This is a genomic window from Cupriavidus sp. WGlv3, from assembly GCF_023952475.1.
GTDB classification, from domain to species: Bacteria; Pseudomonadota; Gammaproteobacteria; order Burkholderiales; family Burkholderiaceae; genus Cupriavidus; species Cupriavidus phytorum.
This window is the reverse complement of record NZ_JALHRX010000001.1, coordinates 384,807-410,276: the sequence shown is the minus strand read 5'-3', so window position 1 is coordinate 410,276 and position 25,470 is coordinate 384,807. Positions and strand designations below refer to the sequence as shown.

At 68.1% G+C, this 25,470-nt stretch carries 26 protein-coding genes and 2 tRNA genes; 16 read left to right on the top strand and 12 right to left on the bottom strand.

The genetic code is table 11. From position 1 onward, the window contains the following. Nucleotides 1-10 precede the first annotated feature (10 nt). The 3 genes from rph to MKD38_RS01940 all read right to left on the bottom strand — a co-directional run bounded on the left by rph (nucleotide 11) and on the right by MKD38_RS01940 (nucleotide 2,874). Complete coding sequence (rph, locus tag MKD38_RS01950; protein WP_252674408.1) at nucleotides 11-730, bottom strand: ribonuclease PH; 720 nt, start codon at nucleotides 728-730, stop codon at nucleotides 11-13. Nucleotides 731-833: 103 nt separating this feature from the next. Next, nucleotides 834-1,748, bottom strand: coding sequence for a PP2C family protein-serine/threonine phosphatase (locus tag MKD38_RS01945; protein WP_111519004.1), 915 nt, complete (start codon nucleotides 1,746-1,748; stop codon nucleotides 834-836). 73 nt (nucleotides 1,749-1,821) lie between these two features. Continuing rightward, complete coding sequence (locus tag MKD38_RS01940) at nucleotides 1,822-2,874, bottom strand: serine/threonine protein kinase (RefSeq protein WP_252674407.1); 1,053 nt, start codon at nucleotides 2,872-2,874, stop codon at nucleotides 1,822-1,824. A gap of 213 nt (nucleotides 2,875-3,087) precedes the next feature. On the opposite strand from MKD38_RS01940, the gene MKD38_RS01935 reads away from it, so the two are divergent. The 4 genes from MKD38_RS01935 (at nucleotide 3,088) to MKD38_RS01920 (ending at nucleotide 7,657) form a co-directional block, all read left to right on the top strand. Continuing rightward, complete coding sequence (locus tag MKD38_RS01935; protein ID WP_252674406.1) at nucleotides 3,088-4,023, top strand: YicC/YloC family endoribonuclease; 936 nt, start codon at nucleotides 3,088-3,090, stop codon at nucleotides 4,021-4,023. Between the two features lie 108 nt (nucleotides 4,024-4,131). Further along, nucleotides 4,132-4,728 carry a guanylate kinase gene (gmk, locus tag MKD38_RS01930; RefSeq protein WP_252674667.1) on the top strand — a complete coding sequence of 199 codons (597 nt, stop codon included), beginning with the start codon at nucleotides 4,132-4,134 and terminating at the stop codon, nucleotides 4,726-4,728. A gap of 105 nt (nucleotides 4,729-4,833) precedes the next feature. Beyond that, nucleotides 4,834-5,037, top strand: a complete 204-nt coding sequence (rpoZ, locus tag MKD38_RS01925; protein ID WP_006578656.1) for a DNA-directed RNA polymerase subunit omega — start codon at nucleotides 4,834-4,836, stop codon at nucleotides 5,035-5,037. A gap of 205 nt (nucleotides 5,038-5,242) precedes the next feature. After that, nucleotides 5,243-7,657, top strand: coding sequence for a RelA/SpoT family protein (locus MKD38_RS01920; protein ID WP_115706580.1), 2,415 nt, complete (start codon nucleotides 5,243-5,245; stop codon nucleotides 7,655-7,657). Nucleotides 7,658-7,672: 15 nt separating this feature from the next. On the opposite strand, the gene greB is transcribed toward MKD38_RS01920, so the two are convergent. Next, complete coding sequence (greB, locus tag MKD38_RS01915) at nucleotides 7,673-8,236, bottom strand: transcription elongation factor GreB (RefSeq protein ID WP_252674405.1); 564 nt, start codon at nucleotides 8,234-8,236, stop codon at nucleotides 7,673-7,675. Nucleotides 8,237-8,392: 156 nt separating this feature from the next. Between greB and MKD38_RS01910 the strand changes: the two genes are divergently transcribed. The 3 genes from MKD38_RS01910 to MKD38_RS01900 all read left to right on the top strand — a co-directional run bounded on the left by MKD38_RS01910 (nucleotide 8,393) and on the right by MKD38_RS01900 (nucleotide 9,102). Continuing rightward, a tRNA-Arg gene (locus MKD38_RS01910) sits at nucleotides 8,393-8,469 on the top strand. A gap of 156 nt (nucleotides 8,470-8,625) precedes the next feature. Next, nucleotides 8,626-8,886, top strand: coding sequence for a hypothetical protein (locus tag MKD38_RS01905; RefSeq protein WP_115706355.1), 261 nt, complete (start codon nucleotides 8,626-8,628; stop codon nucleotides 8,884-8,886). 140 nt (nucleotides 8,887-9,026) lie between these two features. Continuing rightward, nucleotides 9,027-9,102: transfer RNA gene (locus MKD38_RS01900), tRNA-Met, on the top strand. Nucleotides 9,103-9,241: 139 nt separating this feature from the next. Here MKD38_RS01900 and MKD38_RS01895 read toward each other — a convergent pair. From MKD38_RS01895 to pdxR, 3 genes are all read right to left on the bottom strand, one after another. Continuing rightward, nucleotides 9,242-9,523, bottom strand: a complete 282-nt coding sequence (locus MKD38_RS01895) for a hypothetical protein (RefSeq protein ID WP_252674404.1) — start codon at nucleotides 9,521-9,523, stop codon at nucleotides 9,242-9,244. An 80-nt stretch (nucleotides 9,524-9,603) separates the two neighbouring features. Further along, entirely contained in the window at nucleotides 9,604-9,912 is a 309-nt protein-coding gene (locus tag MKD38_RS01890) for a hypothetical protein (protein WP_252674403.1), read from the bottom strand. Between the two features lie 154 nt (nucleotides 9,913-10,066). Then, the gene (gene pdxR / locus MKD38_RS01885) at nucleotides 10,067-11,515 is read right to left on the bottom strand and encodes a MocR-like pyridoxine biosynthesis transcription factor PdxR (protein WP_252674402.1); all 1,449 of its coding nucleotides are present in this window, start codon (nucleotides 11,513-11,515) and stop codon (nucleotides 10,067-10,069) included. Between the two features lie 143 nt (nucleotides 11,516-11,658). Between pdxR and MKD38_RS01880 the strand changes: the two genes are divergently transcribed. From MKD38_RS01880 to MKD38_RS01865, 5 genes are all read left to right on the top strand, one after another. Next, entirely contained in the window at nucleotides 11,659-12,102 is a 444-nt protein-coding gene (locus MKD38_RS01880) for a carboxymuconolactone decarboxylase family protein (protein WP_112773496.1), read from the top strand. Between the two features lie 78 nt (nucleotides 12,103-12,180). Further along, on the top strand, nucleotides 12,181-12,306 hold the full coding sequence (locus MKD38_RS30995; protein ID WP_256504648.1) for a hypothetical protein: 126 nt from the start codon (nucleotides 12,181-12,183) through the stop codon (nucleotides 12,304-12,306). 24 nt (nucleotides 12,307-12,330) lie between these two features. Beyond that, nucleotides 12,331-12,642, top strand: a complete 312-nt coding sequence (locus tag MKD38_RS01875; RefSeq protein ID WP_111519011.1) for a hypothetical protein — start codon at nucleotides 12,331-12,333, stop codon at nucleotides 12,640-12,642. Between the two features lie 144 nt (nucleotides 12,643-12,786). Beyond that, nucleotides 12,787-13,689, top strand: coding sequence for a lipid A hydroxylase LpxO (gene lpxO / locus MKD38_RS01870; RefSeq protein WP_116294645.1), 903 nt, complete (start codon nucleotides 12,787-12,789; stop codon nucleotides 13,687-13,689). A gap of 66 nt (nucleotides 13,690-13,755) precedes the next feature. Continuing rightward, nucleotides 13,756-14,022, top strand: a complete 267-nt coding sequence (locus MKD38_RS01865; protein ID WP_252674401.1) for a putative hemolysin — start codon at nucleotides 13,756-13,758, stop codon at nucleotides 14,020-14,022. A gap of 25 nt (nucleotides 14,023-14,047) precedes the next feature. Here the strand turns inward: MKD38_RS01865 and MKD38_RS01860 are convergent, their stop codons facing one another. Together MKD38_RS01860 and MKD38_RS01855 are read right to left on the bottom strand one after the other, a co-directional pair. After that, complete coding sequence (locus MKD38_RS01860; protein WP_252674400.1) at nucleotides 14,048-15,559, bottom strand: sensor domain-containing diguanylate cyclase; 1,512 nt, start codon at nucleotides 15,557-15,559, stop codon at nucleotides 14,048-14,050. A gap of 186 nt (nucleotides 15,560-15,745) precedes the next feature. Next, complete coding sequence (locus tag MKD38_RS01855) at nucleotides 15,746-17,182, bottom strand: aminotransferase-like domain-containing protein (protein ID WP_252674399.1); 1,437 nt, start codon at nucleotides 17,180-17,182, stop codon at nucleotides 15,746-15,748. 175 nt (nucleotides 17,183-17,357) lie between these two features. On the opposite strand from MKD38_RS01855, the gene MKD38_RS01850 reads away from it, so the two are divergent. Both MKD38_RS01850 and MKD38_RS01845 read left to right on the top strand, forming a co-directional pair. Continuing rightward, entirely contained in the window at nucleotides 17,358-17,729 is a 372-nt protein-coding gene (locus tag MKD38_RS01850) for a hypothetical protein (RefSeq protein ID WP_252674398.1), read from the top strand. A gap of 67 nt (nucleotides 17,730-17,796) precedes the next feature. Then, on the top strand, nucleotides 17,797-19,422 hold the full coding sequence (locus tag MKD38_RS01845; RefSeq protein ID WP_252674397.1) for an NAD(P)/FAD-dependent oxidoreductase: 1,626 nt from the start codon (nucleotides 17,797-17,799) through the stop codon (nucleotides 19,420-19,422). Here MKD38_RS01845 and MKD38_RS01840 read toward each other — a convergent pair. Beyond that, nucleotides 19,419-20,702, bottom strand: a complete 1,284-nt coding sequence (locus MKD38_RS01840) for a TIGR03862 family flavoprotein (protein WP_252674396.1) — start codon at nucleotides 20,700-20,702, stop codon at nucleotides 19,419-19,421. The genes MKD38_RS01845 and MKD38_RS01840 overlap by 4 nt on opposite strands. A 90-nt stretch (nucleotides 20,703-20,792) precedes the next feature. On the opposite strand from MKD38_RS01840, the gene MKD38_RS01835 reads away from it, so the two are divergent. Continuing rightward, nucleotides 20,793-21,404, top strand: coding sequence for a DUF1415 domain-containing protein (locus MKD38_RS01835; RefSeq protein ID WP_252674395.1), 612 nt, complete (start codon nucleotides 20,793-20,795; stop codon nucleotides 21,402-21,404). Here the strand turns inward: MKD38_RS01835 and MKD38_RS01830 are convergent, their stop codons facing one another. Then, nucleotides 21,405-22,247, bottom strand: coding sequence for a class I SAM-dependent methyltransferase (locus MKD38_RS01830; RefSeq protein ID WP_252674394.1), 843 nt, complete (start codon nucleotides 22,245-22,247; stop codon nucleotides 21,405-21,407). A gap of 186 nt (nucleotides 22,248-22,433) precedes the next feature. Between MKD38_RS01830 and MKD38_RS01825 the strand changes: the two genes are divergently transcribed. Then, on the top strand, nucleotides 22,434-24,047 hold the full coding sequence (locus MKD38_RS01825) for a flagellar assembly protein A (RefSeq protein WP_252674393.1): 1,614 nt from the start codon (nucleotides 22,434-22,436) through the stop codon (nucleotides 24,045-24,047). Between the two features lie 270 nt (nucleotides 24,048-24,317). Here the strand turns inward: MKD38_RS01825 and MKD38_RS01820 are convergent, their stop codons facing one another. Then, nucleotides 24,318-25,430, bottom strand: a complete 1,113-nt coding sequence (locus MKD38_RS01820) for a CapA family protein (RefSeq protein ID WP_252674392.1) — start codon at nucleotides 25,428-25,430, stop codon at nucleotides 24,318-24,320. Between the last annotated feature and the right edge of the window lie 40 nt (nucleotides 25,431-25,470).

Sequence of the window (25,470 nt, the reverse complement as noted above, 5' to 3'; positions counted from 1 at the left end):
GCTCCGTGGCTCAGGCCAGGCCCAGCGCTTCGCGCTGAAGTTGAACCAGGCGGGCGATGCCGGCTTCGGCCAGGCGCGTCATGGCGTCGAGGTCGGCGCGGCTGAAGGGCGCGCCCTCGGCGGTGCCCTGCACCTCGACAAAGCCGCCGCTGCCGGTCATGACCACGTTCATGTCGGTGTCGCAGTTGCTGTCCTCGGCGTAGTCGAGGTCCAGTACCGGCACGCCGTCGACCATCCCGACCGAAACCGCGGCGACATGGTCGCGGATCGGGCTGGCGGCGATCAGGCCGTCACGCAGCATGGTCGCCACCGCGTCGTGGGCGGCGACAAAGGCGCCGGTGATGGCCGCGGTGCGGGTGCCGCCGTCGGCCTGCAGCACGTCGCAGTCGAGGTGAAGGGTGTATTCGCCCAGCGCCGCCAGGTCGAACACCGAGCGCATGGCGCGGCCGATCAGGCGCTGGATTTCCTGGGTGCGGCCGCTCTGCTTGCCGCGCGCGGCCTCGCGGTCGGAACGCGTATGCGTGGCGCGCGGCAGCATGCCGTATTCGGCCGTGACCCAGCCTTCGCCGCTGCCTTTCTTGTGCGGCGGTACCTTGGCCAGCACGCTGGCGGTGCACAGCACCTTGGTATCGCCAAAGGCGCACAGGACCGAGCCTTCGGCGTGGCGGGTGTAGTGGCGGGTAAGGCTGATGGAACGCAGCGCATCGGCTGCGCGGCCGCTGGGTCGCATGAGATGGTTTGTCCGCAAGGGGTAGAAGGGAAGAGACCGCGATTCTACCGCTGCCAGCCGGTGCGCGCTGGCGCTCCAACCCGGCCGGCCCTTGCGGGGGCCATCACCGCATCAGGTTGCTGGTCTTGTCGATGGCGGCACGGATCTCGGCGATGGAGCGCTCGATCTCTTCCTCGGACAACAGGTCGCTGTCGGTGCCGTTGCGTTCGAGGATCGAGGTGGTGAAGGCGTTCAGCGGCAGGGTGTCGGTCATCACCGCATCTTGGCCGGCGGTGGTGTTGTCCAGCTCCCACATCATGGCGATGCCGGTGGTGTTGTCGGCACCTTCGCCGGCCTGCTGCAGCGCCTGGTCGATCAGCGCCGGCACCGCCTGCACCACCGACAAGCGCGACAGCTTGTCCACCAGCACCGGCTCGTCCAGCGGGCCCCACAGGCCGTCGGAGCAGAGCAGGGCGACGTCGCCCGGTTCCAGCCGCACCGGACCGCCCAGGTCGATCAGCGGCAGGTTGGGCGAGCCCAGGCAGTTGTAGAGCTTGTTGCGCTCGGGGTGGTTGGCCACCTCCATCGGCAGCACGCGCTCCTGCTGCAGCAGGTTCTCGATCTTGGAGTGGTCGCGCGTGCGCGTCAGCAGCCGGCCCTTGCGCAGCAGGTAATAGCGTGAATCGCCGGCATGGGCCCAGTGGATCTGGCCGTGCTGCACCAGGCAGCAGACCACCGTGGTGCGGGGCACGTCGGCCATCTGGTTGGCTTCGGCATAGCGGTGGATCTCGCGGTGCGCCAGCATGATGGTGTCCTGCAGGAATTCGGCCGGGTTACGCACCGCGGGCCGCGCCTGCAGCTGGAACTGGCGCGCCAGCGTCTGCAGCGCCTGCTGCGCGGCGACTTCGCCGTGGGCGTGGCCGCCCAGGCCGTCGGCCAGCACCATCAGCAGTGCGTCGCGCGTGAAGCAATAGCCCATGCGGTCCTGGTTGACGCGGCGGCCGCCTTTCCTGCTTTCCTGGTAGACAGAGAATCGCATGTTGGCTGGTTGGCTTTCTTGGGGTTCGATGGCCGGGCCGCGCGCGCGGATGCGTCGCGACCGGGTTTGTGATTCAGTCGACGCTCGCGCCGGATGCCGGCTCGTCCCGCCGGCGCAGCAGCGTCAGGAAGCGCGAGGTCGCGGGCGCTTTTTCCGGCGGCATGGGGGCGGGTGCCGGGGCCTGGGTCGGCGGCGCCAGCGCCTGTTCGCCCAGCGCGTTGGTCTGTTCGCGCAATTCCTTCTGCAGCCGGAACACGCTTTGCGGGCGGCCCGAGGGCTCCAGCCGCAGGCACCACTCGACCAGGTCGACCAGGCCGTTGGTGTAGCTGCTGCGCAGCCGCATCAGCGCCTCGCCCATGCGGTCGTCCTTCTCGCGCTGGTTGGCTTCCTGCGGCGGCAGTCCGGCCATGCAGGCGTAGAGCGTCGCGCCCAGGCTGTAGACGTCGGTCCACGGGCCCAGGTCAGTGTGCTTGCCGTACAGTTCCGGCGCGGCGAAGCCGGGCGTGTACATCGGCTGGAAGCGCGCCGCCTCCATGGTCAGGGTCTGCCGCGCGGCGCCGAAATCCAGCAGGATCGGCGACTCGTCCTCGCGCAGGTAGATGTTGCCGGGCTTGATGTCGAGGTGCAGCAGCTTGTGGATATGCACTTCGCGCAGGCCGCTCATCAGGTCGTGGAACACCTTGCGGATGAAATGCTCGCGCAGCACCTTGGCGCGCCCCTGCTGCCGGGCCGCCAGCACATGCTCCTGCAGCGTCTTGCCCAGCTCGTAGTTCATCACCATGTAGACGGTGGCGTTCTCGCGGAAGAAGTTCACCACGCGCACCACGCTGGGATGGGAAATGCGGGCCAGCGAGCGGCCCTCTTCGAAAAAGTACTTCAAGCCCAGCCGGAACGCCGCGGCGTTTTCGTCGGGCACCACGGGGATCAGTTCGCCCGGGTTGCGCCGCGCCAGCGACGACGGCAGGTACTCCTTGATGGCGACTGGCGCGCCGGTCTCGTCGGTGGCCAGGTAGACGAAACTGAACCCCCCGCTGGCCAACTTCTTTACAATACGATAGTTGGACAGCAGCGTGCCGACGGGCAGCGGTGCACTCTTCGGTTGTGGCGTGCCCTTTGGCTCTGTCATGGGAATAGGACCGGAGTTGCCCCCGCGGATTTGCCTCCGGATTGTCCGGGCTAATCGGTCACTTGTAAAGAACACAAATACGGGCGTTATTGCCCGCCTTTCAACGTTTTGAGGGCGCCCCCCGCAGGCTGCGCCGCGCGCCGGCCGAGCGGGCGTCCACCGGCAGGCCGCGGCCGCTTCGCGCCGGTGCGGCGCCAATCACGAGAACAACCAATGATCCACAGCATGACAGGCTACGGCCTGGCGACGCGCCAGGCGCCATTGACCAACGCGCAGGGCGAGCCCAGCGGGCGCTCCGCGTCTGTTTCGGTGGAATTCCGCACTGTCAATTCGCGTTTCCTCGACCTGTTGTTCCGGGCCCCCGAGGAGTGCCGCGCGTTCGAGCCGGCGTTGCGCGAGATGCTGATGGCCCAGCTGTCGCGCGGCAAGCTGGAATGCCGCATCAATTTGCAGCGCACCGATGCCGGCGGCGCCACGCTGGCGCTCAACGACGGACTGCTGGCGCAGATCCGCGCGCTCGAAACCACCGTGGCCGCCACCTTCAGCAGCGCCGGCACCCTGCGCATGGGCGAGATCCTGCGCTGGCCCGGCGTGCTGGTCGAGCCGGAGCTGTCGCAGGAGTCGCTGCGCGAGGCCGTGCTCGGCGCCGCGCGCGAGGCGCTCGACCAGTTGCTCGAAGCGCGCCGGCGCGAGGGCGACGCGCTCAAGGCCACGCTGACGGAGCGCATCGACGCCATGCTGGCGATCGTCGAGCGCCTGACCCCGACCATCCCGCAGCTGATCGCGCATCACCAGGAAAAGCTGACCGAGCGCCTGCAGGAGGCCTTCAACCTGGCCGCGCCCAACGGCATGCCGTCGATGAGCCGCGACGAGATCGCCGAGCGCATCCGCCAGGAAGCCACCGTCTACGGCATCCGCATCGATATCGCCGAAGAGCTGTCGCGGCTGCAGGCGCACCTGAACGAAACGCGCCATATCCTGAAGAAGGGCGGCCAGGTGGGCAAGCGCCTGGACTTCATGATGCAGGAGCTCAACCGCGAGGCCAACACGCTGGGCTCCAAGGCCGCCGCCAAGGAGCTGGCCGATGCCTCGATGGAGCTCAAGCTGCTGATCGAGCAGATGCGCGAGCAGGTCCAGAATCTAGAGTAAGACAGTCACCGAAACATCATGAGCCCAACTTCTCCAACGGCCGCCAATCCGAACGCCCACGCGACCTCCCACACCGCCATCGACACCGTCTACCCCGGCAACCTCTTCATGGTGGTGGCGCCCTCGGGCGCGGGCAAGTCGACGCTGGTCAACGCGCTGCTGGCGCAGGACCCGGCCATCCGCCTGTCGATCTCGCACACCACGCGCGCGCCGCGCCCGGGCGAAGAGGACGGTCGCGAGTATCACTTCGTCACCGTCGACGCCTTCCGCAGCGCGCGCGACCGCGGCGACTTCCTGGAATGGGCCGAGGTGCACGGCAACTACTACGCGACCTCGCGCGTGTGGATCGAGCAGCAGATGGCGCAAGGCAACGACGTGCTGCTCGAGATCGACTGGCAGGGCGCGCAGCAGGTGCACCAGCGTTTTTCCAACGCGGTGGAGATCTTCATCCTGCCGCCGTCGCTGACCGCGCTGGAAGAGCGCCTGAAGAAGCGCGGCCAGGACGAGCCCAACGTGATCGTGCGCCGCCTGCTGGCCGCGGGCAGCGAAATGGCCCACGCCTCGGAGTCGGACTACGTCATCATCAACGAGGTGTTCGACGATGCGCTGGAGCAGTTGCGCAACATCATCAGCGCCACGCGGCTACGCTTTTCCTCGCAGAAGGCGCGACACGCGGAGCTGTTCATCGAGCTTGGCATCCACTGAAACGATGCCTGCCGATGACAGCCGCGCGGGGCGCCGGCGGCGTTTCCCGCCGCGTGCTGTAAAATAGCAACCCAACGTAAGGTTTTGTCCCAAGGTGGATTTGATATGGCGCGTATTACCGTCGAAGATTGTCTGAAACACATTCCGAATCGTTTCGAGCTCGCGCTGGCGGCCACGTACCGTGCGCGCCAGCTGGTGCAGGGCCACACGCCCAAGGTCGAAGCGAAGGACAAGCCGACCGTGGTGGCACTGCGCGAGATCGCGTCGGGCCAGGTCGGCATCGAGATGCTGAAAAAGGTCCCGACCTGATCGACCAGGCGGCCCATGGCTCATCCCTGCATCGTGCCAGCACTGTTCCAGGCTCCCCAGCTGGATTTCCCGGGCCGCCGCCATGCCATCGCCGCATCCGCCCTCCAAGCCTCCATCCCAGCCGTCGCCGACCGCCGTCGTGCCGGCGCCTGGCGATGCGGCCCCGCCCGCGGCGCGTAAGCGCACCATTCCGGGCCAGTCTTCCGTGAACGCGCGCACCGGCGCTCCCAATCTTCCCGATCCGCTCGGCGACGATGTCGTCGGCGAGCGCGCCGTCGCGCCCGCGCTGGCACCGGGCAAGGCGCGCGGCGCGGCAGTGCAGGACGAACTGGCCGCGGTGCAGCAAGTGGCGCCGCCGGCAGCCGACAGCCTGTTTATCGATGCAGTGCTGGCGCAGTCATACCGGCACTTCTTCGGCCCGACCTCGCAGCCGGCGGTGCCGCCGCGCCAGCAGGTCATCTCCATCACCCGGCTGATGGAGAAGCTCGCGTACCTGAAGGCGCCCGACCTGGCGCGCGTGCGCGAGGCCTTCCAGTTTTCCGACGAGGCCCACCTGGGCCAGTACCGCCAGAGCGGCGAGCCCTACATCACCCATCCGGTGGCGGTGGCTGAGCTGTGCGCGGACTGGAAGCTGGACGTGCAGTCCATCATGGCGGCGCTGCTGCACGATGTGATGGAAGACCAGGGCATCACCAAGAGCGAGCTGGCCGAGAAATTCGGCCCCAAGGTCGCCGAACTGGTCGATGGCCTGACCAAGCTGGACAAGCTCGAATTCCAGAGCCGCGAGCAGGCGCAGGCGGAGAGCTTCCGCAAGATGCTGCTGGCGATGGCGCGCGACGTGCGCGTGATCCTGGTGAAACTGGCCGACCGTACGCACAACATGCGCACGCTCGACTTCGTGCCGCCGGAGAAGCGCCGCCGCATCGCGCTCGAGACCATGGAGATCTATGCGCCGATCGCGCACCGTCTCGGTCTCAACACGATCTACCGCGAGCTGCAGGAGCTGTCGTTCAAGGTCGGCTCGCCGTTCCGTTACGCCACGCTCGAAAAAGCGGTCAAGGCCGCGCGCGGCAACCGGCGCGAAGTGGTCAAGCGCATCCTCGAGGCCGCGCAGAAGGGGCTGGCCGATGCCGGCATCGTCGCCGAGCTGTCCGGGCGCGAGAAGACGCTGTACAGCATCTACCGCAAGATGCACGACAAGCAGCTGTCGTTCTCGCAGGTGCTGGACGTGTACGGTTTCCGCGTGGTGGTGGAAACGCAGATGCACTGCTACATGGCGATGGGCGCGCTGCATGGGCTGTACAAGCCGATGCCGGGCAAGTTCAAGGACTACATCGCGATCCCCAAGATCAACGGCTACCAGTCGCTGCACACCACGCTGGTGGGGCCGTTCGGCACGCCGGTGGAGTTCCAGATCCGCACGCGCGACATGCACCAGATCGCCGAGGCCGGCGTGGCCGCGCACTGGATGTACAAGCACCAGGCCGACCACGCCAACGATATCCAGCAGCAGGCGCACCAGTGGCTGCAGTCGCTGCTCGATATCCAGAGCCAGACCGGCGATTCGCAGGAATTCCTCGAGCACGTCAAGATCGACCTGTTCCCGGACGCGGTCTACGTGTTCACGCCCAAGGGCCATATCCGCGCGCTGCCGCGCGGCGCCACCGCGCTGGACTTTGCCTACGCGGTGCACAGCGACCTGGGCAACCAGTGCGTCGCGGTCAAGATCAACAACGAGATGCTGCCGCTGCGCACCGAGCTCAAGAGCGGCGACATCGTCGAGGTGGTGACGGCGCCGTACTCCAAGCCGAATCCGGCGTGGCTGTCGTTCGTGCGCACCGGCAAGGCGCGCGCGGCGATCCGCCACTACCTGAAGACCACCAAGCTGGACGAGGCGATCCAGCTGGGCGAGCGCCTGCTGGAGCAGTCGGCGCGCCAGCTCGGCATCGAGCTGAAGGCGGTGCCGCAGTCGGTGTGGGACCGCATGATCCAGTGGACCGGCAACAAGCAGCGCGAAGACATCTTCGCCGACCTGGCGCTGGGCCGGCGCGTGCCGGCGGTGGTGGCCAAGCGCATGGAGATCCTGCTGCAGGAGCTGTCCGGCGATGTCGACAGCGCGCTGCTGGCGGCGGTGCAGACCTTTGCCGGCGAGGAAGCGCCCGCGGTGCCGATCACCGGCGACGAGGGCATGTCGATCATCTTCTCGGCGTGCTGCCGCCCGATTCCGGGCGATTCCATCGTCGGATACCTGGGCAAGGGCGAAGGGCTGCAGATCCACGTGCAGGACTGCAAGATCGCCAAGCGCCTGCACAGCAAGGATCCGGAGCACTGGATCGAGGTCATGTGGGCCAAGAAGACCACGCGCGCCTTCGATGTGTCGATCAAGGTGATGGTGCGCAACGTCAAGGGCATCGTCGCGCGCGTCGCGGCGGACCTGACCGCCGCCGACGCCAACGTTGCCCACGTGGCGATGGAACAGCAGGACGCCGGCCAGCAGGAAGCCACCTACATGCAGTTCATCATCCAGGTGCAGAACCGCCTGCACCTGGCCAACGTGATGCGCGGGCTGCGCCGCAACCCCGACGTCATCCGCATCTTCCGCGACCGCAACGACAATTGAAGCGCCGGCGCCGGCTTACTGCTTGCGCGCCGGGTAGCGGACTTCCAGGATATCGATCTGCTCGACGCCGGCCGGCGTGCGCAACGCCACGGTGTCGCCTTCGCGCGCCTTGAGCAGCGCCTTGGCGATCGGCGAAATCCAGCTGACGTGGTTGTGGTCGAGGTCGACCTCGTCCATGCCGACGATGGTGATGGTGGTTTCTTCGCCCGAGGCGTGCGCGTAGGTGACGGTGGCGCCAAAGAAGATCTGGTCGTTGTCGCCCTGCAGGGACGGGTCGACCACTTCGGCCTTGTCCAGGCGGCGCGTCAGGAAGCGGATGCGGCGGTCGATCTCGCGCAGGCGTTTCTTGCCATAGAGATAGTCGCCATTCTCGGAGCGGTCGCCATTGGACGCCGCCCACGAGACGATCTGCACCACGTCGGGCCGCTCGACATCGATCAGGTGCATCAGCTCATCGCGCAGGCGCGCATAGCCGTCCGCGGTGATGTAGTTCTTGGTGCCGGGTGGGAGCGGTGCTGCGCCTTCGGGAAGATCGTCGTCCTCGTCGCCCGAGGACTCTTTAACAAATGCCTTGTTCATGGTCCGGATCACTTCTTCAGTCTGCCATTATAGGAAAAGCCTGCTGGCAGGCTGCCCCGGGGGCGGGCCGCATCGACCCGACCCAATAAAGATCACAAAAAAGTTGGAAGGGGGCTTCACAAAAACGAAAACTCGGTTATAATCTTTTTCTCGCGTGCGGCTGTAGCTCAGTTGGATAGAGTACTTGGCTACGAACCAAGGGGTCGTGGGTTCGAATCCTGCCAGCCGCGCCACCTATGCAGAAAGAAAAAGGGCTTCCGGAAACGGAAGCCCTTTTTCTTTGCCGCTCAAGTGTGCGTGCCGTCTTGCCGCGCGCTCGCGTTATGCCTTGCGGTCGCGCGTGGCGCCTCCTAGTCTCGAAGAACCATCACGGATCGGGAGTCGGGCGCATGGAAAACGCAGACTGGCGCGTCGAGGCATATCGCGGCATGGACGTCTACGTCCTGGTGTCGCCGCAGGGGCAGGACAGCATCGGCCGCTGGGGCTATGAAGTACGCGTATCGCAGGAAGGTGCCGATCCGGCCGATGCGGGCGATACCGAACTGCTCGCCAGCGGGCCGCAGCAGTTCGCCACGCGCCATGCGGCCGAGGTGGCCGCCTTCGGCGCCGGCTATGCGCTGGTTGATCGCCTGCTGGGGCCTGCTGAATAAGCGCGGCAAGCCATCGCGCGCAGCGGTTTATATCACGTTGTGATGTATCGATTTGCCCGCGGCGGAGAACAATTTGATGCGCCGACGCAAATAGTGCTTGCCATGCGCCGGCGGATCACCCATAATCCATCTCCTTCAGACGCGGGGTGGAGCAGTTGGCAGCTCGTCGGGCTCATAACCCGAAGGTCGCAGGTTCAAGTCCTGCCCCCGCAACCAACGCCTGGCAGCAGCCATCCGCGGCAACCGCCGCAATTCCTCAAGCGTTGTTCCGCAGGCCGACCGGCCGGATTCCCTTAGTGTTTTGACATCGATGACAATGCGGCCAGTGCACGCATGGACTTGCAGCGCCTGAGCGTCAGGCCGGCACGCGTTCCGCCGCAAGCCTGAAGGTATCGCGCACCAGCGGCTGGTCTTCGCGATCGGCGGCATCGGCGCGATCGCGCAAGCGCGCGGCGAGCACCGTCAGCGTTCCCTGTGCCTGCGGCCCGCCGGCGGCCTGGCAGCTGGTCACGGCTTCGCGCATCACCGCATCGAGTTCGCCGCTGACGTCGGCACCATCGAAGGCGCTGACCGACAGGGCCGAGATGCGTTCCAGGTAGAGATTGACCAGCGCTTCGTCGTGTAGCGGTTCGGACATGTCGGCTCCTTGTCGATGACGGCATACCCCAACCATTGTAGTGAAGGCGCCGCCTGCCCGGAATGGCCTGCGCGGGGCAACTAGTCGTCGCGCCGTCGCTGGTTCTGCAACAGCTCGATGGGGGAGGCCTGGATGCGCCGCCGCGCCGGACGCAACGCCCGGTTCGGCCACAGCACATAGTTGGTGTGCGGGTCCAGCGGCTTGCCGAAGTACGAGACCCAGACCTGTACGCCCTGCTCGGTTTCGGCAACGATGGCCGCGACGGCGCGCGCCGCGGCGGAAGGGGACTTGAGCAACTCGGCCAGGGCTTCGACGCCCTGCACGACATGGTGCTTCACCCCTGCAAACCATGCGTACTGACGCATGGCGGACAACAAACGCTTGGTCATGAACGCGACTCGGGTTGTTTGGAAGTGCGAATGAGACTTTCGTACATCCGTTTTGTTCACAGCAAATTCGCCCGGCAAGCATGACTGAGGCGCCATGTCGCAGGTGTGTCACCCGCTTGCCGTGCGTGGCTGGCGTCTCCCGGTGCCGGCCGCATCACGCGGGGCGCGGCGGGGTGGGAGCCAAGGCAGAGAGTACCATCGCCAGCCGGTCCAGGGCAGGGTCGATATCCAGCAGATCGATCGCGCCGAAGCCAAGCAGCAGCCCGGCGCAACTGGCTGGCGGACTGGCATAGCACGGGTCCAGCGTGGCCAGTTCCAGGTCCGCCAGCCGCGCCATCGACACCAGCGCCTCGGTGGCGACCGGCACCCGCAGCCGTGCCGCCAGGTGGAAGCCGGCCACCGCCGGCAGCGGCTCCAGCCACGGTGACAGGTCGCCCTGCAGCCGTGCCAGCAAGCGCGCGCGACGCTGGGCATGGCGCGCGTGCGAACGCCGGATATGGCGCAGCAGGTGACCCTCGGACAGGAAGCGCGCCAGCGCCTGCTGCAGCAGCGTCGGCGTGTACCAGTCCATCAGGTGCTTGACCTTGCGCGCCGCCGGCATCAGCCACGGCGGTACCACCACATAGCCGCCCCGCAGGTTGGCCGCCAGGGTCTTGGAGAACGTGCCCAGGTAGACCACGCGGCCGTGCCGGTCCAGCGTCTGCAGCGCATCCAGCGCCTGGCCGCCGTAGCGGAACTCGCTGTCGTAGTCATCTTCCAGGATCACCGCATGGCGGCGCGCGGCCCAGTCGAGCAGGGCCTGGCGCCGCGCCAGGCTCATCGGCACGCCCAGCGGCGACTGGTGCGAGGGCGTGACATAGACCAGGGTGGCGTCGTTGGGCAGCGCTACCACTACCAGGCCTTCGTCGTCGACCGGCACCGGCACGACGCGCGCGCCAAGGCCCTGGAACAAGGCGCGTGCCATCGGATAGCCGGGGTCCTCGATCGCCACCACCGCGCCCGGCCCGAGCAGCAGCCGGGCCAGCAGGTCGATGCCCTGCTGCGCGCCGCTGGTGACGAGGATGTCGGTCGGCGCGCTCTGCACGCCGCGGGTAAAGGCGATATGGCGCGCGATCGCCTGGCGCAGCGGCATCTCGCCGGCAGGATCGGCCGGGCCGGGCGCACGTGTGCGCTCAGCCGTGAGCGCCGCGCGTACGCAGCGCGACCAGGCTTCATGCGGAAAGCGGGTGGTATCGGCCTGCCCGGGCTGGAAGGCATAGCGGGCGCCGCCCGTTGGCCCCAGGAACGGAGTCGGCACGGCCAGCCAGCGCTGCACCGCCGGCGGCAGCACCGGCGCCGCGGCGATACGCACCGCCGGCCGCGCCAGCCCCGGCGCGACATAGGTGCCGTCGCCGACGCGCGCGTGCAGCCAGCCTTCCGCCACCAGCCGCTCATAGGCGGTGGTCACGGTCTTGCGCGCCACGCCCAGTTGCGTGCCGAGCAGGCGCGAGGGCGGCATGCGCGCGCCGGCTTCGAGCCGGCCGCCCTGGATCGCGTCGCGGATGTGGTGGACGATCTGCGCGGTCAGGTCGCCGGCATGGTCCAGGGCCAGGTGCAGTTCCATGGCGGATGGCGTCGATCTCGATTGGTCTACTGATTCTGCCGGAAATTGGCAGTGTACGGGGCCAATGTGCGCGGCTATCTTTCATTCCGTCGGCGCTGCCACAGCGCCCGCTGAATCCAACTGAACCCAACCGGAGATCGATCATGGAAGAACGGATGAACTGGCAAGACGTGGCTCCCGACGCCTACAAGGCAATGGTCGGCGTCGAGGTCTACCTGGCGCGCTGCTCGCTGGAAACCACGCTGAAGGAACTGGTCAAGATCCGCGCTTCGCAGATCAACGGCTGCGCCTTCTGCCTGGACATGCACGTGACCGACGCGCGCAAGCACGGCGAAAGCGAGCGCCGCCTGAACCTGCTGCCGGCCTGGCGTGAAGTGGGCTGGTTCACCCCGCGCGAGCGCGCCGCGCTGGCGTGGACCGAGGCGCTGACGCTGCTGCCGCAAAGCCAGGCACCGGATGCGGACTACCAGGCGCTGCGCGAGCAGTTCTCGGAAAAAGAGATGGCCGACCTGACGCTGCTGATCTCGGCCATCAACGCGTGGAACCGCTTTGGCGTCGGCTTCCGCCGCCAGCCGCCGGCGCTCTGAAGCCCGCACTCCCGCCAGCCTGACCAGCGCGCGCCGGCTTGTCGATTGACAAGCCGGCGCGCGCTGCATTAGCTTCGGTTGCAGCGACTGCACATCTGGCAACGGCCCGCGGTGGCGGCATGGGAGGCGTGGTGCCTGGGCCGCAGCGACCGCATGGCCGACGTGATGGTAGGCTATGCCAATGGCTTTCTGCGTGTAGTGTGACGTCCCCCCGCCAGGAGTCTGCCCATGACCGAAGACACCCTGCTGCAACTGATGACGGAAGTCGAGAAGGAAGACCCGATCGACTACGCCGACCTGCCGTTCGACGACGCCGCGCTGCGCCGGCTGGCCTGCCGCCTGATCGCCGAGCGCTCCAGCGAGCTCGAAGCGTCCGGCCTGCCAGTGGAAGCGCTGCTGGCCACGATGTGGGCCTCGACCGCCAAGCTGGTGCTGGAGAACCTCGTGCTCAACGCGCGCCTGCTGACGCTGCAGGGCCAGCCCGACGACGCGCGCGCGCTGATCGAGCGCATCGCCCGCCAGTCGCGCGGCGACGCCTGATTCGCCGCTGGCCGGCACGTGCGCCGGCCCGGCGCGTGCCGCAGCCGGCGCAAGCTGCGGTGCCTCCGCCGTTTCGCTAAAATACGGGTTTTCGCCCAGCCGGGCCGCGCCATGCGGCGGAGACGGCTGACCAGGAGGATTTCGGTGATCAAGTGGATAATCGTCGCGGGCTACCTCGGTGCCATCCTGTATGTGCACTTCCGCGGCAAGGTGCGCCTGCGCCTGTGGCGCCAGCTGCTGGACCATTCGGCCCTGGTGGCCCCGATCAATTGCTTCATGTACGCGTTCTCGGGCGTGCCGCGTACCCCGTACATCCCGGTCGACAATTTCCCCGACCTGGAAAAGCTGCGCGCCGCCTGGCCGGAGATCCGCGATGAAGGCCTGGCCCTGGCGGCGATGCGCAAGATCAAGGCCGCCGACAAGAACGACGACGCCGGCTTCAATTCCTTCTTCAAGTACGGCTGGAAGCGCTTCTACCTGAAGTGGTACGAGGCCCAGCATCCGTCGGCCGAACAGCTGTGCCCCAAGACCGTGGCGCTGCTGCGCGAACTGCCCACGGTCAAGGCGGCGATGTTCGCCGAGCTGCCGCCCGGTGGCAAGCTCAATCCGCACCGCGACCCGTTTGCCGGCTCGCTGCGCTATCACCTGGGCCTGGCCACGCCGAATGATGACCGCTGCTATATCGAGGTCGACGGCGAGCGCCACAGCTGGCGCGACGGCGAGGGCGTGGTGTTCGACGAGACCTACCTGCACTGGGCCGAGAACCGCAGCGACGCCAACCGGCTGATCCTGTTCTGCGATATCGAGCGCCCGATGCGCTACGGCTGGGCCGCGAAATTCAACCACTGGATGGGCCGCAAGGTCATGACCGCGGCCAGCTCGCCCAACGACGAGCACGACCAGACCGGCATGATCAACCGCCTGTTCCGCTTTGTCTGGCTGGGCGGCCAGTATCGCCGCCGCTTCAAGGCGTGGAACCGCCAGCTGTACTACGTGGCCAAGTTCGGCCTGATCGTGCTGGGCGTGGGTTTGATCGTCTACCTGTAAGCAGCAAGAGAGCCGGCGCCAGCCGGCTCTTTCGTTTTGCAGACCTGTTTCCTGCCGGAGATGCCGATGCGCTTTCTTCCCGTAGCCCTTTGGCTGGCCGCCAGCCTTGCCGCGGCCGCCTGCACCACCACGCCCGCCGAGCGCCCCGCTAGCCCGGCCAGCACCGGCGCCGCCATCGGCATGGCCAACCCTGCCTCGGTCAACTGCGCGCAGCGCGGCGGCAAGCTGCAGATCGTGTCGACGCCGGCTGGCCAGACCGGCATCTGCACCTTCCCGTCGGGCAAGCAGTGCGAGGAATGGGCGCTGATGCGCGGCGAGTGCACGCCGGGCTGAAGCATAGTCCTGAAGCGCCCGGCCCTCAGTCCCGGCGGCGTTCGTTGGCGAGCGCGGCATAGTGGTCGCGCTTGGCCTGGTACATGCGGCTGTCGGCCAGCTTGACGATATCGCCGAGGCGTTCGCCTGACTGGCAGGTGGCGTGGCCGATGGAGAAGCTGAGCCGCGTGCCGGGGTAGAACTGGTTGTTCAGCTCCACCACCTTGTCGATCTGCTCGACCACGGTGGCGGCGCCGCGCTCGTCACGGCCGGGCAGCAGCACCATGAACTCGTCGCCGCCGGTGCGCGCCACGCAGGCCTGCTCGCCCACCGCTTTCTTCAGCACCTCGCCGGTGCGGCGCAGCAGGCTGTCGCCATCGGCGTGGCCGAACTGGTCGTTGACGGCCTTGAGCCCGTTCAGGTCGACCGCCACCACGCTGACCGGCCACGGGCCCTTGCGCCCCAGCCGCGCCAGTTCGTCCTCATAGTAGGCGCGGTTGTAGAGCTTGGTCAGCACGTCATGCTTGCCAAGGAACTCGACATAGGCCTCGGCCTTCTTGCGCGCCGTGATATCGGTCAGCGACACCAGCACCTGGTCCCAGTCCGCTTCGCGCCCCGGGAACACCGACCACTGCATGAACACGTCGACGGCGCGGCCGTCGAGCGCGTAGTTGATGACCTCGCGCTGCTGCCACAGCCGGCCGTGCCACAGGTCGATCAGCTGCTCGGCAAAGTGGATGCGCATGTCGTCGCGGAACACGTCGCCGAGCCGCGACAGCAGCGTGGCCTTGCTGTCCGCGCCGAACATCAGCAGGGTCTGCTGGTTGACGTCGAGCACGCGGATTTCCTGCATGCAGCGCGAGACAAAGTCGGGATGGACGTTGAGGAAGGTGCGGAAGTCCGTGATACCGGCGGCGCGCACCTCGTCGATCAGCACCTTGACCGCGCTGAAGTCCTCGACCCACAGCGACACCGGCGAATGCTCGAACAGGCCCAGCGCATACTGCTCGCTGCGGCGCAGCTCGCGCTCGGCGCGCAGGCGCGGGGTGATGTCCTTGATCGACAGCAGCACGCGCTCCCAGCTCTGTTCGTGGCCCGGCATCACCGTGGCTTCCAGCTGGATGTCGAGCCGCGTGCCGTCCAGCGCGTAGTTGACGGTCTGGCTGGCAAAGCCGTTGGCGCCGTCCCACAGCTGGCCAAGTTCTTCGACATGCTGCTCGAACATGTCGTCGCGGAACACGGTGTCGAGGTTGGCCACCAGGTCGTCGAGGTCGGCCGCGCGGAACAGCTCCAGCGTGCGCCGGTTCACCGCGATCACGCGGATCAGTGCGGAACACTGCGCCACCCGCCGCGGGTCGGCGCGCAGGTGCGCGCGCACGTCGGTGATGCCCTGCTGCCGCCACTGCGCGAAGCACTCGCGCACCGCGCTGAAGTCTTCCAGCCACAGCGAAACGGGTGCCAGCTGGAACAGGGCCTGGTAATCGTCGGGAAGGTTGCGGGCAGGGTCGCCGCTACCCTGGCCGGCGGACGGCGCCACGGATGTACTGGTCAAGGCCATTCTCCTTGTTCTTGTTGTGAAGGTGCGCGGCGGCCGTGCAACCGATGCGATCGGGCCTCCGGGGACCAGCCGGACAGGCGCCTGTACACCAGCGCATTAGGATAGGCGAGGCGCCGGCAAAAAGGGAGGGTTGTTGCAAATCGGCGTGGCACCGGCACGAACCCCGGGCGCCACTCTGCGCATCGCTCAGCCCGCCAGCCGCTGCACGATCGCGGCGAGCGTGCCGAGCGCGCGCTCGATCTGCGCCGAGCGCGGGGCGCCGCAGTTGATGCGCAGGCAGTGGTCGAAGCGCCCGGCGTTGGAGAACATCACGCCCGGCATCACGCGGATGCCGGCTTGCAGCGCCTGGTCGAACACCGCCTCGGACGAGACCTGCGCGGGCAGCTCCACCCACAGGTGCATGCCGCCGCGCGGCGCGCCCAGCCGCGTGCCGGCCGGAAAGCCGGCGGCGATGGCCTGCGTGAACCATTCGCGCTGCGCGCGCAGCCGCGTGCGCAGCCGGCGCAGGTGGCGGTCATGCGCGCCCGATGCCAGGAAATCGGCTGCCGCCATCTGCGACAGCATCTCGTTGGGCCGCGACAGCCCGAACTTCAGCATCTCGACACGCGCCTGCCATTTGCCCGCGGCGATCCAGCCCAGCCGCATGCCGGGCGCCAGCACCTTGTGCAGCGAAGCGCAGTGGATCACGTTGCCGCTGCCGTCCCAGGCCTTGGCCGCGGCCGGCGGCGCGTCGCTGTCGGCGGTGGCGGAAAAGCAGTCGTCCTCGATCAGCGCGATGCCGCGCGCCTCGCACCATTGCACCAGCCGCGCCTTGTGCGCGTCGGGCATGATGCAGCCGAGCGGGTTCTGCAGGTTCGGCACCACCGCGACCGCGCGGATGTTGTCGTAGTGCTGCGCGGCCAGCTCCAGCGCCTCGAGCGAGATCCCGGTCTGCGGGCTGCACGGGATTTCCAGCGCGCGCATGCCCAGGCTCTCCAGGATCTGCAGCAGCCCATAGTACGTGGGGGACTCCACCGCGATCACATCGCCGGGGCCCGCCACCGCGCGCAGCGCCAGGTTCAGCGCCTCGGTGCAGCCGTTGGTGATGACGATCTGCTCCGGGGCCAGCTGCACGCGGTTGTGCAGGGCCTGCCGTGCGATCGCGGCGCGCAGCGGCTGGTAGCCGTCGGGCTCGACGCCCTCGCCGAACAGCTGCGGATGCCGGCGCAGCGCGCGCGCCGCGGCACTGCGCAGGGCCTCGGTCGGGTATAGCGAGGGCGCGCAGTAGGCGCCGCCCAGGTTGGTGTGGACGTGCTCATGCTGGCCGCGCGCGAGCAGGCCGGAAATGCGCTGGTGGATGCCGACGTACTGGGCCGGGTCGGGCAGCGCGGCGGCGGGCTCGGACAGCGCGGCCAGCGCCGCGCGCCGCGGCGCGGCCACGAAGTAGCCCGAGCGTGGCCGTGCTTCGAGCAGGCCGTCGCTTTCCAGTTGCCGGCATGCCTGGAGCGCCGTCGACAGGCTCACGCCGTGCAGCGCCATCAGCGCGCGCACCGACGGCATGCGGTCGCCGGCGGCGAGCGTGCCGGAGTCGATGGCGCGACGGTAATGGCCGGCAAGCTGGCGATAGAGTGGGGCGGTATCCATGGCGGCATCGTGGCGCGGTTGGCCGTATCGGTACAGATACAGAGGCGGGGGCTCTGTATCGTAACAGGGGGAAATCCTGGTCGCTGTTCCGGTCGCGGCGGTGAGGTCGTGTGCCTGCCGCGCGCGGCAGCCGGTCGATACGCTGGAGTCCTGTGCCAGCTACCGGAGTCCTGCCATGCCAGGCGATCTCGACTACACCCCGACCGTGATGCCACTGCCGGCCGGCCATGCCCTGCGGCTGCATGTAGCGGCCGGAACCGTGCTGCACGTCGCCACCGGCGAGATGGCGCTGGCCGGGCCGATGCAATGGCTCGCCGGCCACTGCCACATGCCGCAACAGCGCCTGCGCGCGGGCGACACCTGGATCGTTCCAGCGCGGGGCTGGCTGACGGTGTCGGCGAGCCGGGGCGGCGCCTTGTCTGTCACGGTGCCGCCGGGTTGGCTGGCACGGTTGCGGGCGCGGCTGGCGCTGCGCTGGCACCGTCCGCGACCGGCCGCCCGGCCTGCTCCGCTGCGGATTCCCGACCCGGCGCGCCAAAGGCGATAAAATTGCGCTCCGGCCGGCCTGGCACATTGGTGTGCCCAACCCCCCGGCCGCAGTTCCCGGGTTCCCCATGCTACGTCTAAGTGAAGTCAAACTCCCGCTCGACCATACCGAAAGCGACCTCGACGCCGCCGTGCGCGCCGGTGCCGCGCAGATCGGCGTCAAGGGAGACGGCCTGATCGGCTATACCGTATTCCGCCGTGCCCACGATGCGCGCAAGCGTTCGGATATCAAGCTGACCTACATCATCGATATCGAGGTGCGCGACGAGGCCGCGGCCATCCATCGCATGGCCGGCAAGCCGAACTGGAGCGTGACGCCCGACATGGCGTACCACTTCGTCGCGCGCGCGCCGCAGGGCGGCACGTATCCGCGCCCGGTGGTGATCGGCATGGGCCCGTGCGGCCTGCTGGCCGGCCTGATCCTGGCGCAGTCGGGCTTCCGCCCCATCATCCTGGAGCGCGGCAAGGCGGTGCGCGAGCGCACCAAGGACACCTTCGGCCTGTGGCGCAAGAGCGTGCTCAATCCCGAGTCGAACGTGCAGTTCGGCGAAGGCGGTGCCGGCACCTTCTCGGACGGCAAGCTGTACAGCCAGATCAAGGACCCCAAGCACTATGGCCGCAAGGTGCTCGACGAGTTCGTGCGGGCCGGCGCGCCGGAAGACATCCTGTTCAAGGCGCGCCCGCATATCGGCACCTTCCGGCTGGTGAGCATGGTCGAGAAGATGCGCGCCGAGATCATCGAGCTGGGCGGCGAGATCCGCTTCGAGACCCGCGTCGACGATATCGAAATCGATGGCGGCCGGGTGCGCGGCCTGAAGCTGTCCAACGGCGAATACCTCGAGGCCGACCACGTCATCATGGCGGTGGGCCACAGCGCGCGCGACACCTTCCAGATGCTGCACGAGCGCGGCGTGTTCATGGAGGCCAAGCCGTTCTCGCTGGGCTTCCGCATCGAGCATCCGCAGGGGCTGATCAACCGCAGCCGCTTCGGCAAGTTCGCCGGCAACAAGCTGCTGGGCGCGGCCGACTACAAGGTGGTGCATCACTGCAGCAATGGCCGTTCGGTGTACAGCTTCTGCATGTGCCCGGGCGGCACCGTGGTGGCCGCGGCCTCGGAGCCGGGCCGCGTGGTGACCAACGGCATGAGCCAGTATAGGCGCGCCGAGCGCAATGCCAATGCCGGCATCGTGGTCGGCATCACGCCCGAAGATTACCCGGGCGGCCCGCTGGCCGGCATCGAGTTCCAGCGCAAGTGGGAAGAACGCGCGTTCGAGCTGGGCGGCCGCAACTACAACGCGCCGGGCCAGCTGGTCGGCGACTTTATCGCCGGCCGCGCGTCGACGTCGCTGGGCTCGGTCGAGCCTTCCTACAAGCCGGGCGTGACCCCGACCGACCTGAGCACGTCGCTGCCCGACTACGTGATCGAGGCAATCCGCGAGGGCATTCCCGAGATCGACAAGAAGCTGCCGGGTTTTGCGCTGCACGACGCGGTGCTGACCGGGGTCGAGACGCGCACCTCGTCGCCGCTGCGCATCCGCCGCAATCACGACGACTACCAGAGCATCAACGTCAAGGGCCTGTACCCGGCGGGCGAGGGCGCGGGCTATGCGGGCGGCATCTACTCCGCGGCCATCGATGGGATCGAAGTGGCCGAGGCGGTGGCGCTGAGCATCGTTGGTGGCAGGGCGGTTTAAGCCTGTGTCCTGAGATAAGCCGCGGCCCCCAGCGCCGCCGTGCGGCCGCTGGCGAAGCAGGCCGTCAGCAGGTAGCCGCCGGTCGGCGCTTCCCAGTCCAGCATCTCGCCCGCGCAGAACACGCCGGGCAGCGCGCGCAGCATCAGGCTGGCATCCATCGCTTCGAAGCGCACGCCGCCGGCGCTGCTGATGACCTCGTCGATCGGGCGCGGGCGCAGCACGCGCAACGGCAGCGCCTTCAGTGACACGGCCAGCGTGCCGGGATCGAGCATGGCCTCGCGCGACAGGCATTCGCGCAGCAGGCCGGCCTTGACACCGGTAATGCCGAGCCGGCTCTGCAGGTGGCTGGACAGCGAACGCGAGCCGCGCGGATGCTCGACCTGCGCACTGACCTGTTCGGCGCTGTGCGACGGCAGCAGGTCTAGGTGGATGGTGGCCTCGCCATCGGCTTCGATGCGGTCGCGGATCGGTGCGGACAGCGCGTAGACCAGGCTGCCTTCGATGCCGTCGCGGCTGATCACGAATTCGCCCTGGCGGTAGTGCGCGTGCCCGTCACGGTCATTCAGCGCGATTGCCACCGGCTTGACCGGCGCGCCGGCAAAGCGCGCGACAAAGTCCTCGCTCCATGCCACGTCGAACCCGCAATTTGCCGGACGCAGCGGCGCGATCTCGACGCCGCGCTCGGCCAGGTGCGGCACCCATGCGCCATCGGAACCCAGCCTGGCCCAGCTGGCACCCCCCAGCGCCAGCACCACGGCGCGTGCGCGCACGACCGTGTCGCCGTGCGGCGTGGCAAAGCGCAGCGCATGCGGGGCGCCGTCTCCATCGTCCCAGCCCAGCCAGCGATGGCGCATATGGAACTGCACGCCGGACTCGCGCAGCCGGTGCAGCCACGCGCGCAGCATCGGCGCGGCTTTCATGTCGGTCGGGAAGACGCGGCCGGAGCTGCCGACGAAGGTCTCGATGCCCAGCCCATGCACCCAGTCGCGCAGCGCCTGCGCGCCGAAGTCAGCCAGCATTGGTGCCAGTTGCCCGGTGCGCGCGCCGTAGCGGCCCAGGAAGGCCGGCTCCGGCTCGGCATGGGTCAGGTTCATGCCACCCTTGCCGGCCATCAGGAACTTGCGCCCGACCGACGGCATGGCGTCATAGACCGCGACGCTGGCGCCGTGCGCCGCCAGCACTTCGGCCGCCATCAGCCCGGCCGGGCCGCCGCCGATGACGGCGACGTCGGGAGTGGCATGGGTGGCATGGTCGCGGGCGGGCGTGGCGGTAGAGGGCATCGGCGGGGCTCGGCAGGGCAGGGGTATTTCCGCCGCGGATTATAGAGCCTGCGGCAGCGCTAGAATGACGGTTTGCCGCACCTTGCCATCATGTCTTCCGCCACGCACCCCGCCAGCCACTCCGACGATGCCGTCATTGCCGCCACCCGCCATTGGCTCGAGCGCGCAGTGATCGGGCTCAACCTGTGCCCGTTCGCCAAGAGCGTGTACGTGAAGGAGCAGGTGCGCTATGTGGTCAGCCCCGTCACCGAGGCGCCCGACGTGATGGATGACCTGGAGCACGAACTGCGCCTGCTGGCCGATGCCGACCCCGCGCAGATCGACACCACCCTGCTGATCCTGCCGCACGCGGTGGCCGATTTCCTCGACTTCAACGACCTGCTGTACTTTGCGGAGCGCCTGCTCGCCAGCCTGGGGCTGGAAGGCACGCTGCAGATCGCCAGCTTCCATCCGCACTACCAGTTTGCCGGGACCGAGCCGGACGATATCGAGAACTACACCAACCGCGCGCCATACCCTATCCTGCACCTGCTGCGCGAGGACTCGATCGCGCGCGCGGCGGCGGCCTTCCCCGATGCGGCGGACATCTACGAGCGCAACCAGGCGGTCATGCGCCGCCTTGGCCACGAGGGCTGGCGGCGCTGGATGGCGGGCGAGGACGAGCCGGGGTCCGGGCCTGGATCCGAGCCCGGGAAGGCGTAGTTACGCCGCCGCTACCGGCGCGGTGAAGAAGCGCTCGCGCATTTCTTCCAGCCCCAGCCGGGCCAGCACTTCTTCCAGCCGCTCGGCCGGCCGGCGGCGCGGCAGGTCCTTGTACTGCGCGATGATCAGCTCATTCTTCATCGAGTGTTCCCAGCCCACCAGCTCGGTCACGCTGACCTGGTAGCCGTGCGCCTCCAGCTGCAGGCAGCGCAGCACGTTGGTCACCTGGCTGCCGAACTCGCGCGTATGCAGCGGGTGGCGCCAGATCTCCGTGAGCGGATTGCCCGCCAGCAGCTTGCCCTTGTGCTTGCGCAGCACGCTCGCCACCTCGGCCTGGCAGCACGGCACCAGCACGATGTGCTGCGCGCGCTTGGCCAGCGCGAAGCGGATGGCGTCGTCGGTGGCGGTATTGCACGCATGCAGCGCGGTGACCACGTCGACGGTGGGCGGCAGCTGCGGCGAGGTGATCGAATCCGCCACCGACAGGTTCAGGAAAGACATCCCCGGAAACCCCAGCCGCGCCGCCAGCGCCTGCGAGGTCTTCACCAGTTCTTCGCGGGTCTCGATGCCGTAGATGTGCGAGTCGTCCTGCAGGGCCTTGAAGAACAGGTCATACAGGATGAAGCCCAGATACGACTTGCCGGCGCCGTGGTCCACCAGCGTGACGCGGCCGCGCGCGGCCTTGACTTCCTGCAGCAGCGGTTCGATGAACTGGAACAGGTGGTAGACCTGCTTGAGCTTGCGCCGGCTGTCCTGGTTCATCTTGCCGTCGCGCGTAAGGATATGGAGTTCCTTGAGCAGCTCGATGGACTGGCCGGGGCGGATTTCGTGGGTATTTGACATTGGAGGACTGCACAGGCGGCGGGGCGCGGCGCGCCCCGGAATGGCGACAGTTTACCGAAAAGTCGCCCGGTGGCCGCCCTTGCGCTGTGGTGGGCTAAAGTTCCAGGCGCGCCTGCCGTTGGTGATGTATCGATAACAAGCAGAGCGCCGGCAGCCGCCGTCGCCGCCAGACGATTCAGGGGACGCATGACGCATGAATCGGGACTGCGCCTGGAGCTTGCCGAGCCGGGCGAACAGGTGCATGCACGCTACACGCCGCAGCCTGGCCGGCTGCCGCCGGACCCAGCCACGCTGCAGCAGTGCCTGGAGGGACTGGGCTGGTCCGGCGCGCGGCTGGATGCGCGTGCGGTGGCGCAGTTCCTGGCGCAATGCCAGCGCGCCGAGCACGAGATCGATGCCACCATCGGCGCGCTGATCGACGGCGCGTTCGAGCTTGACATCAGCGCCGACGGCCTGGCCGTGCGGCTGACGCTGATGCCGCCGGAGGGCGGCCGGCCGGTCAGCGCGGACGAGATCCGCCGCGCCATGGCAGAGCGCGGCGTGGTGGCGCCGATCCAGTCGCTCGCACTGGACGCCGCACTGGCCGAAGGCGGCTGCGAATTGCGCACCATCGCCGCAGGCATCGCGCCGCGGCAGGGCGAGCCCGCGCGCTTCATCAACCTGCTGGAGCCGCGCAAGCCGGCGCACAGCGACGACGATGCCGGCAAGGTCGATTTGCGCGAGCTGGGCAACCTGCTGCTGGTCAGCCCCGGCACGCCGCTGATGCGGCGCGTTGCGGCGGTGCCGGGCCATGCCGGCGTCGACGTGTTCGGCAAGCCGATTGCCGCCGATGCGGTCGACGACCCACCGTTTGCCGAGGGCCTGACCGGCGCGGCGGCGGATGCGGACGACCCCGCACTGCTGCGCGCGGTGATTGCCGGATCGCCGGTGGTCGGCGTCTATGGCATCTCGGTCAGTCCCGTGGTGCAGGTCGAATCGGTGGACCTGCACTCCGGCAACGTGGCCTTCGACGGCACGCTGCGCGTGTCGGGCGACATCCGCACCGGCATGTCGGTCAATGTCAGCGGCGACGTGGTGGTCGAAGGCACCATCGAAGCCGCCAGCGTCGAGGCCGGCGGCAACGTCATCGTCAAGGGCGGCATTATCGGCAAGTCCGAAAGCGCCCATGCCGAAGGCGGCATCAGCCGCGCCAGCGTGCGCTGCAAAGGCGCGGTGAAGGCGCGCTTCATCGAGAATGCGGTGGTCGAGGCCGGCACCGAAGTCACCGTCGACAGCGGCATCCGACAGAGCGATGTCGCCGCGGGTCAGCGCATCGTGGTGGGCGGCACCGGCGTGCAGGGCAGCATCAGCGGCGGCCGCAGCCGCGCCTTGCTGGCGGTGCGCGCCGCGGTGCTGGGCGCGCCGGCCGGCACCGCCACCAGCATCCAGGTGGGCCTCAATCCCTATGCCGACGCGCAGCGCGCCGCGCTCGAGGCCGAGCGCCGGCGCATGCTGGAGGAGCAGAACAAGGTCAGGCAGCTGGTGGATTTCTTTGCCAAGCACCCGGAGCGCGCCGTCGGCGACCTGCGCGAAAAGGCGCGCGCGACGCTGTTCAAGCTGTCGCGCGACCTGTTCGAGCTGGAGGCACGCCTGACCGAACTGGGGCAGCAGATGCAGCCCGCCGCCGATGCCGTCATCGACGCCGCGCGGCGCATCCATGGTGGGGTCACGCTGCAGGTGGGCAGCCGCGTGCTCAAAGTGATGGAAGACAAGCCCGGCGGCCAGATCCGCCTGCTCGACGACCGCATCACGGTCGGCTGAAACGCGCGCTTCCTTGATCGCGCTTTGATCCGCGGGGATTTGTACTATCCTGCAGATATGTCCTGGGGTGCCGCAGGATGGGCGACCGAGCTAGCGTTGGGCAATGAATGCAGAAGCGGATCAGCACTCTGTGGAAGCGTTACACCGAACCGACACACGTGGCACTTGAATGAACCGGAAGGCCAGCCATCGCGCTGGCCTTTCTGTTTTTGCGCCGACCCTTTTGCCAGTACCGGCAAGTATCGGAATCGTGGCAGGGATGGCTTGCGCTTATGCCGCCCACAGCCGCAACTCGTGGAGTCCGCTGCGCGCCACGCGTGTGCCAAGCGCGCTTCCCTGTGCTTCGAACATGGCTTGCAGCCATGCCATGTCGACTTCGCGCGCATACGCCAGCCGGAAGTGGCTGCGCCGCAAGGGCACCAGTCGCAGGTCCGCGCTGCCGCCGTCATCGAAGCTGACGAATGCCATCAGTGCCAGGTCCGGGCGGTAGCTATCGTATCCGCCAATGCCCTCGTAGTCGTTGATGAAATCGCCGCAGCCATACAGGATCGGCTTGCCGCCATGCAGTTCGATGCCGAGCGGGTGATGCGAGGAATGCCCGTGCACGATGTCGATGCCGGCATGCTCGACCAGCGCGCGGGCGAAGGCGCGCTGCGCGGGATCGATGTGGTAGCCCCAGTTCGGGCCCCAGTGGATCGACAGCACCATCACATCGCCCGGGCGCCGCAGTTGATGGACTTGCGCGGCAATGCGTTGCTGCGCAGCCGCGGACCAGTCGTCCAGCAGGTTCACGCCCGAGTGCCCCGCGGTGGCACGCCACGCGGCCGGTGTGCCGGCATTTGGCATGGCGAAGGCGAGCACCACCACGCGACCACTGCCGGGCCGCGCCAGCACCGCGGCGCGTGCGGCGCTGGCCTCGTCGGGACCGGCGCCGGCGTGCGCGATGTGCGCGCCGTCCAGCGCGTCGAGCGTATCGGCCAGGCCCGCGCGGCCCCAGTCCAGCACATGGTTGTTCGCGAGGACCGCGCAGTCGATGCCGGCGGCCTGCAGGCAATCGACGTTGCGCGGATGCATGCGGTAGTGCACGGACTTGCCGGGCCAGGCATCGTCGCTGGTGGTGATGGCCGTTTCCAGGTTGACGATGCGCGGCCGCGCGGCGCGGCTTGCCAGTTCCGCCAGCGCGTCGCCCCACGGATAGTCCGGCCCGGCGGGGCGCGCGATCGGGCCGGCCTTGCGTTCCGCCAGGCGCACGTAGTCCAGTGCGGAATGCACATACGATTCATGCAGCAGCGGCTGGCTGGGATGCGCCAGGATCTGGTCGATGCCGCGACCGGTCATCACGTCGCCGCACAGGAACAGGGGAGGTTGGCTGGCAGGGTCCATTGTGCAGGTGCACGGCGCACGGGCACCGTGCCTCCATGAT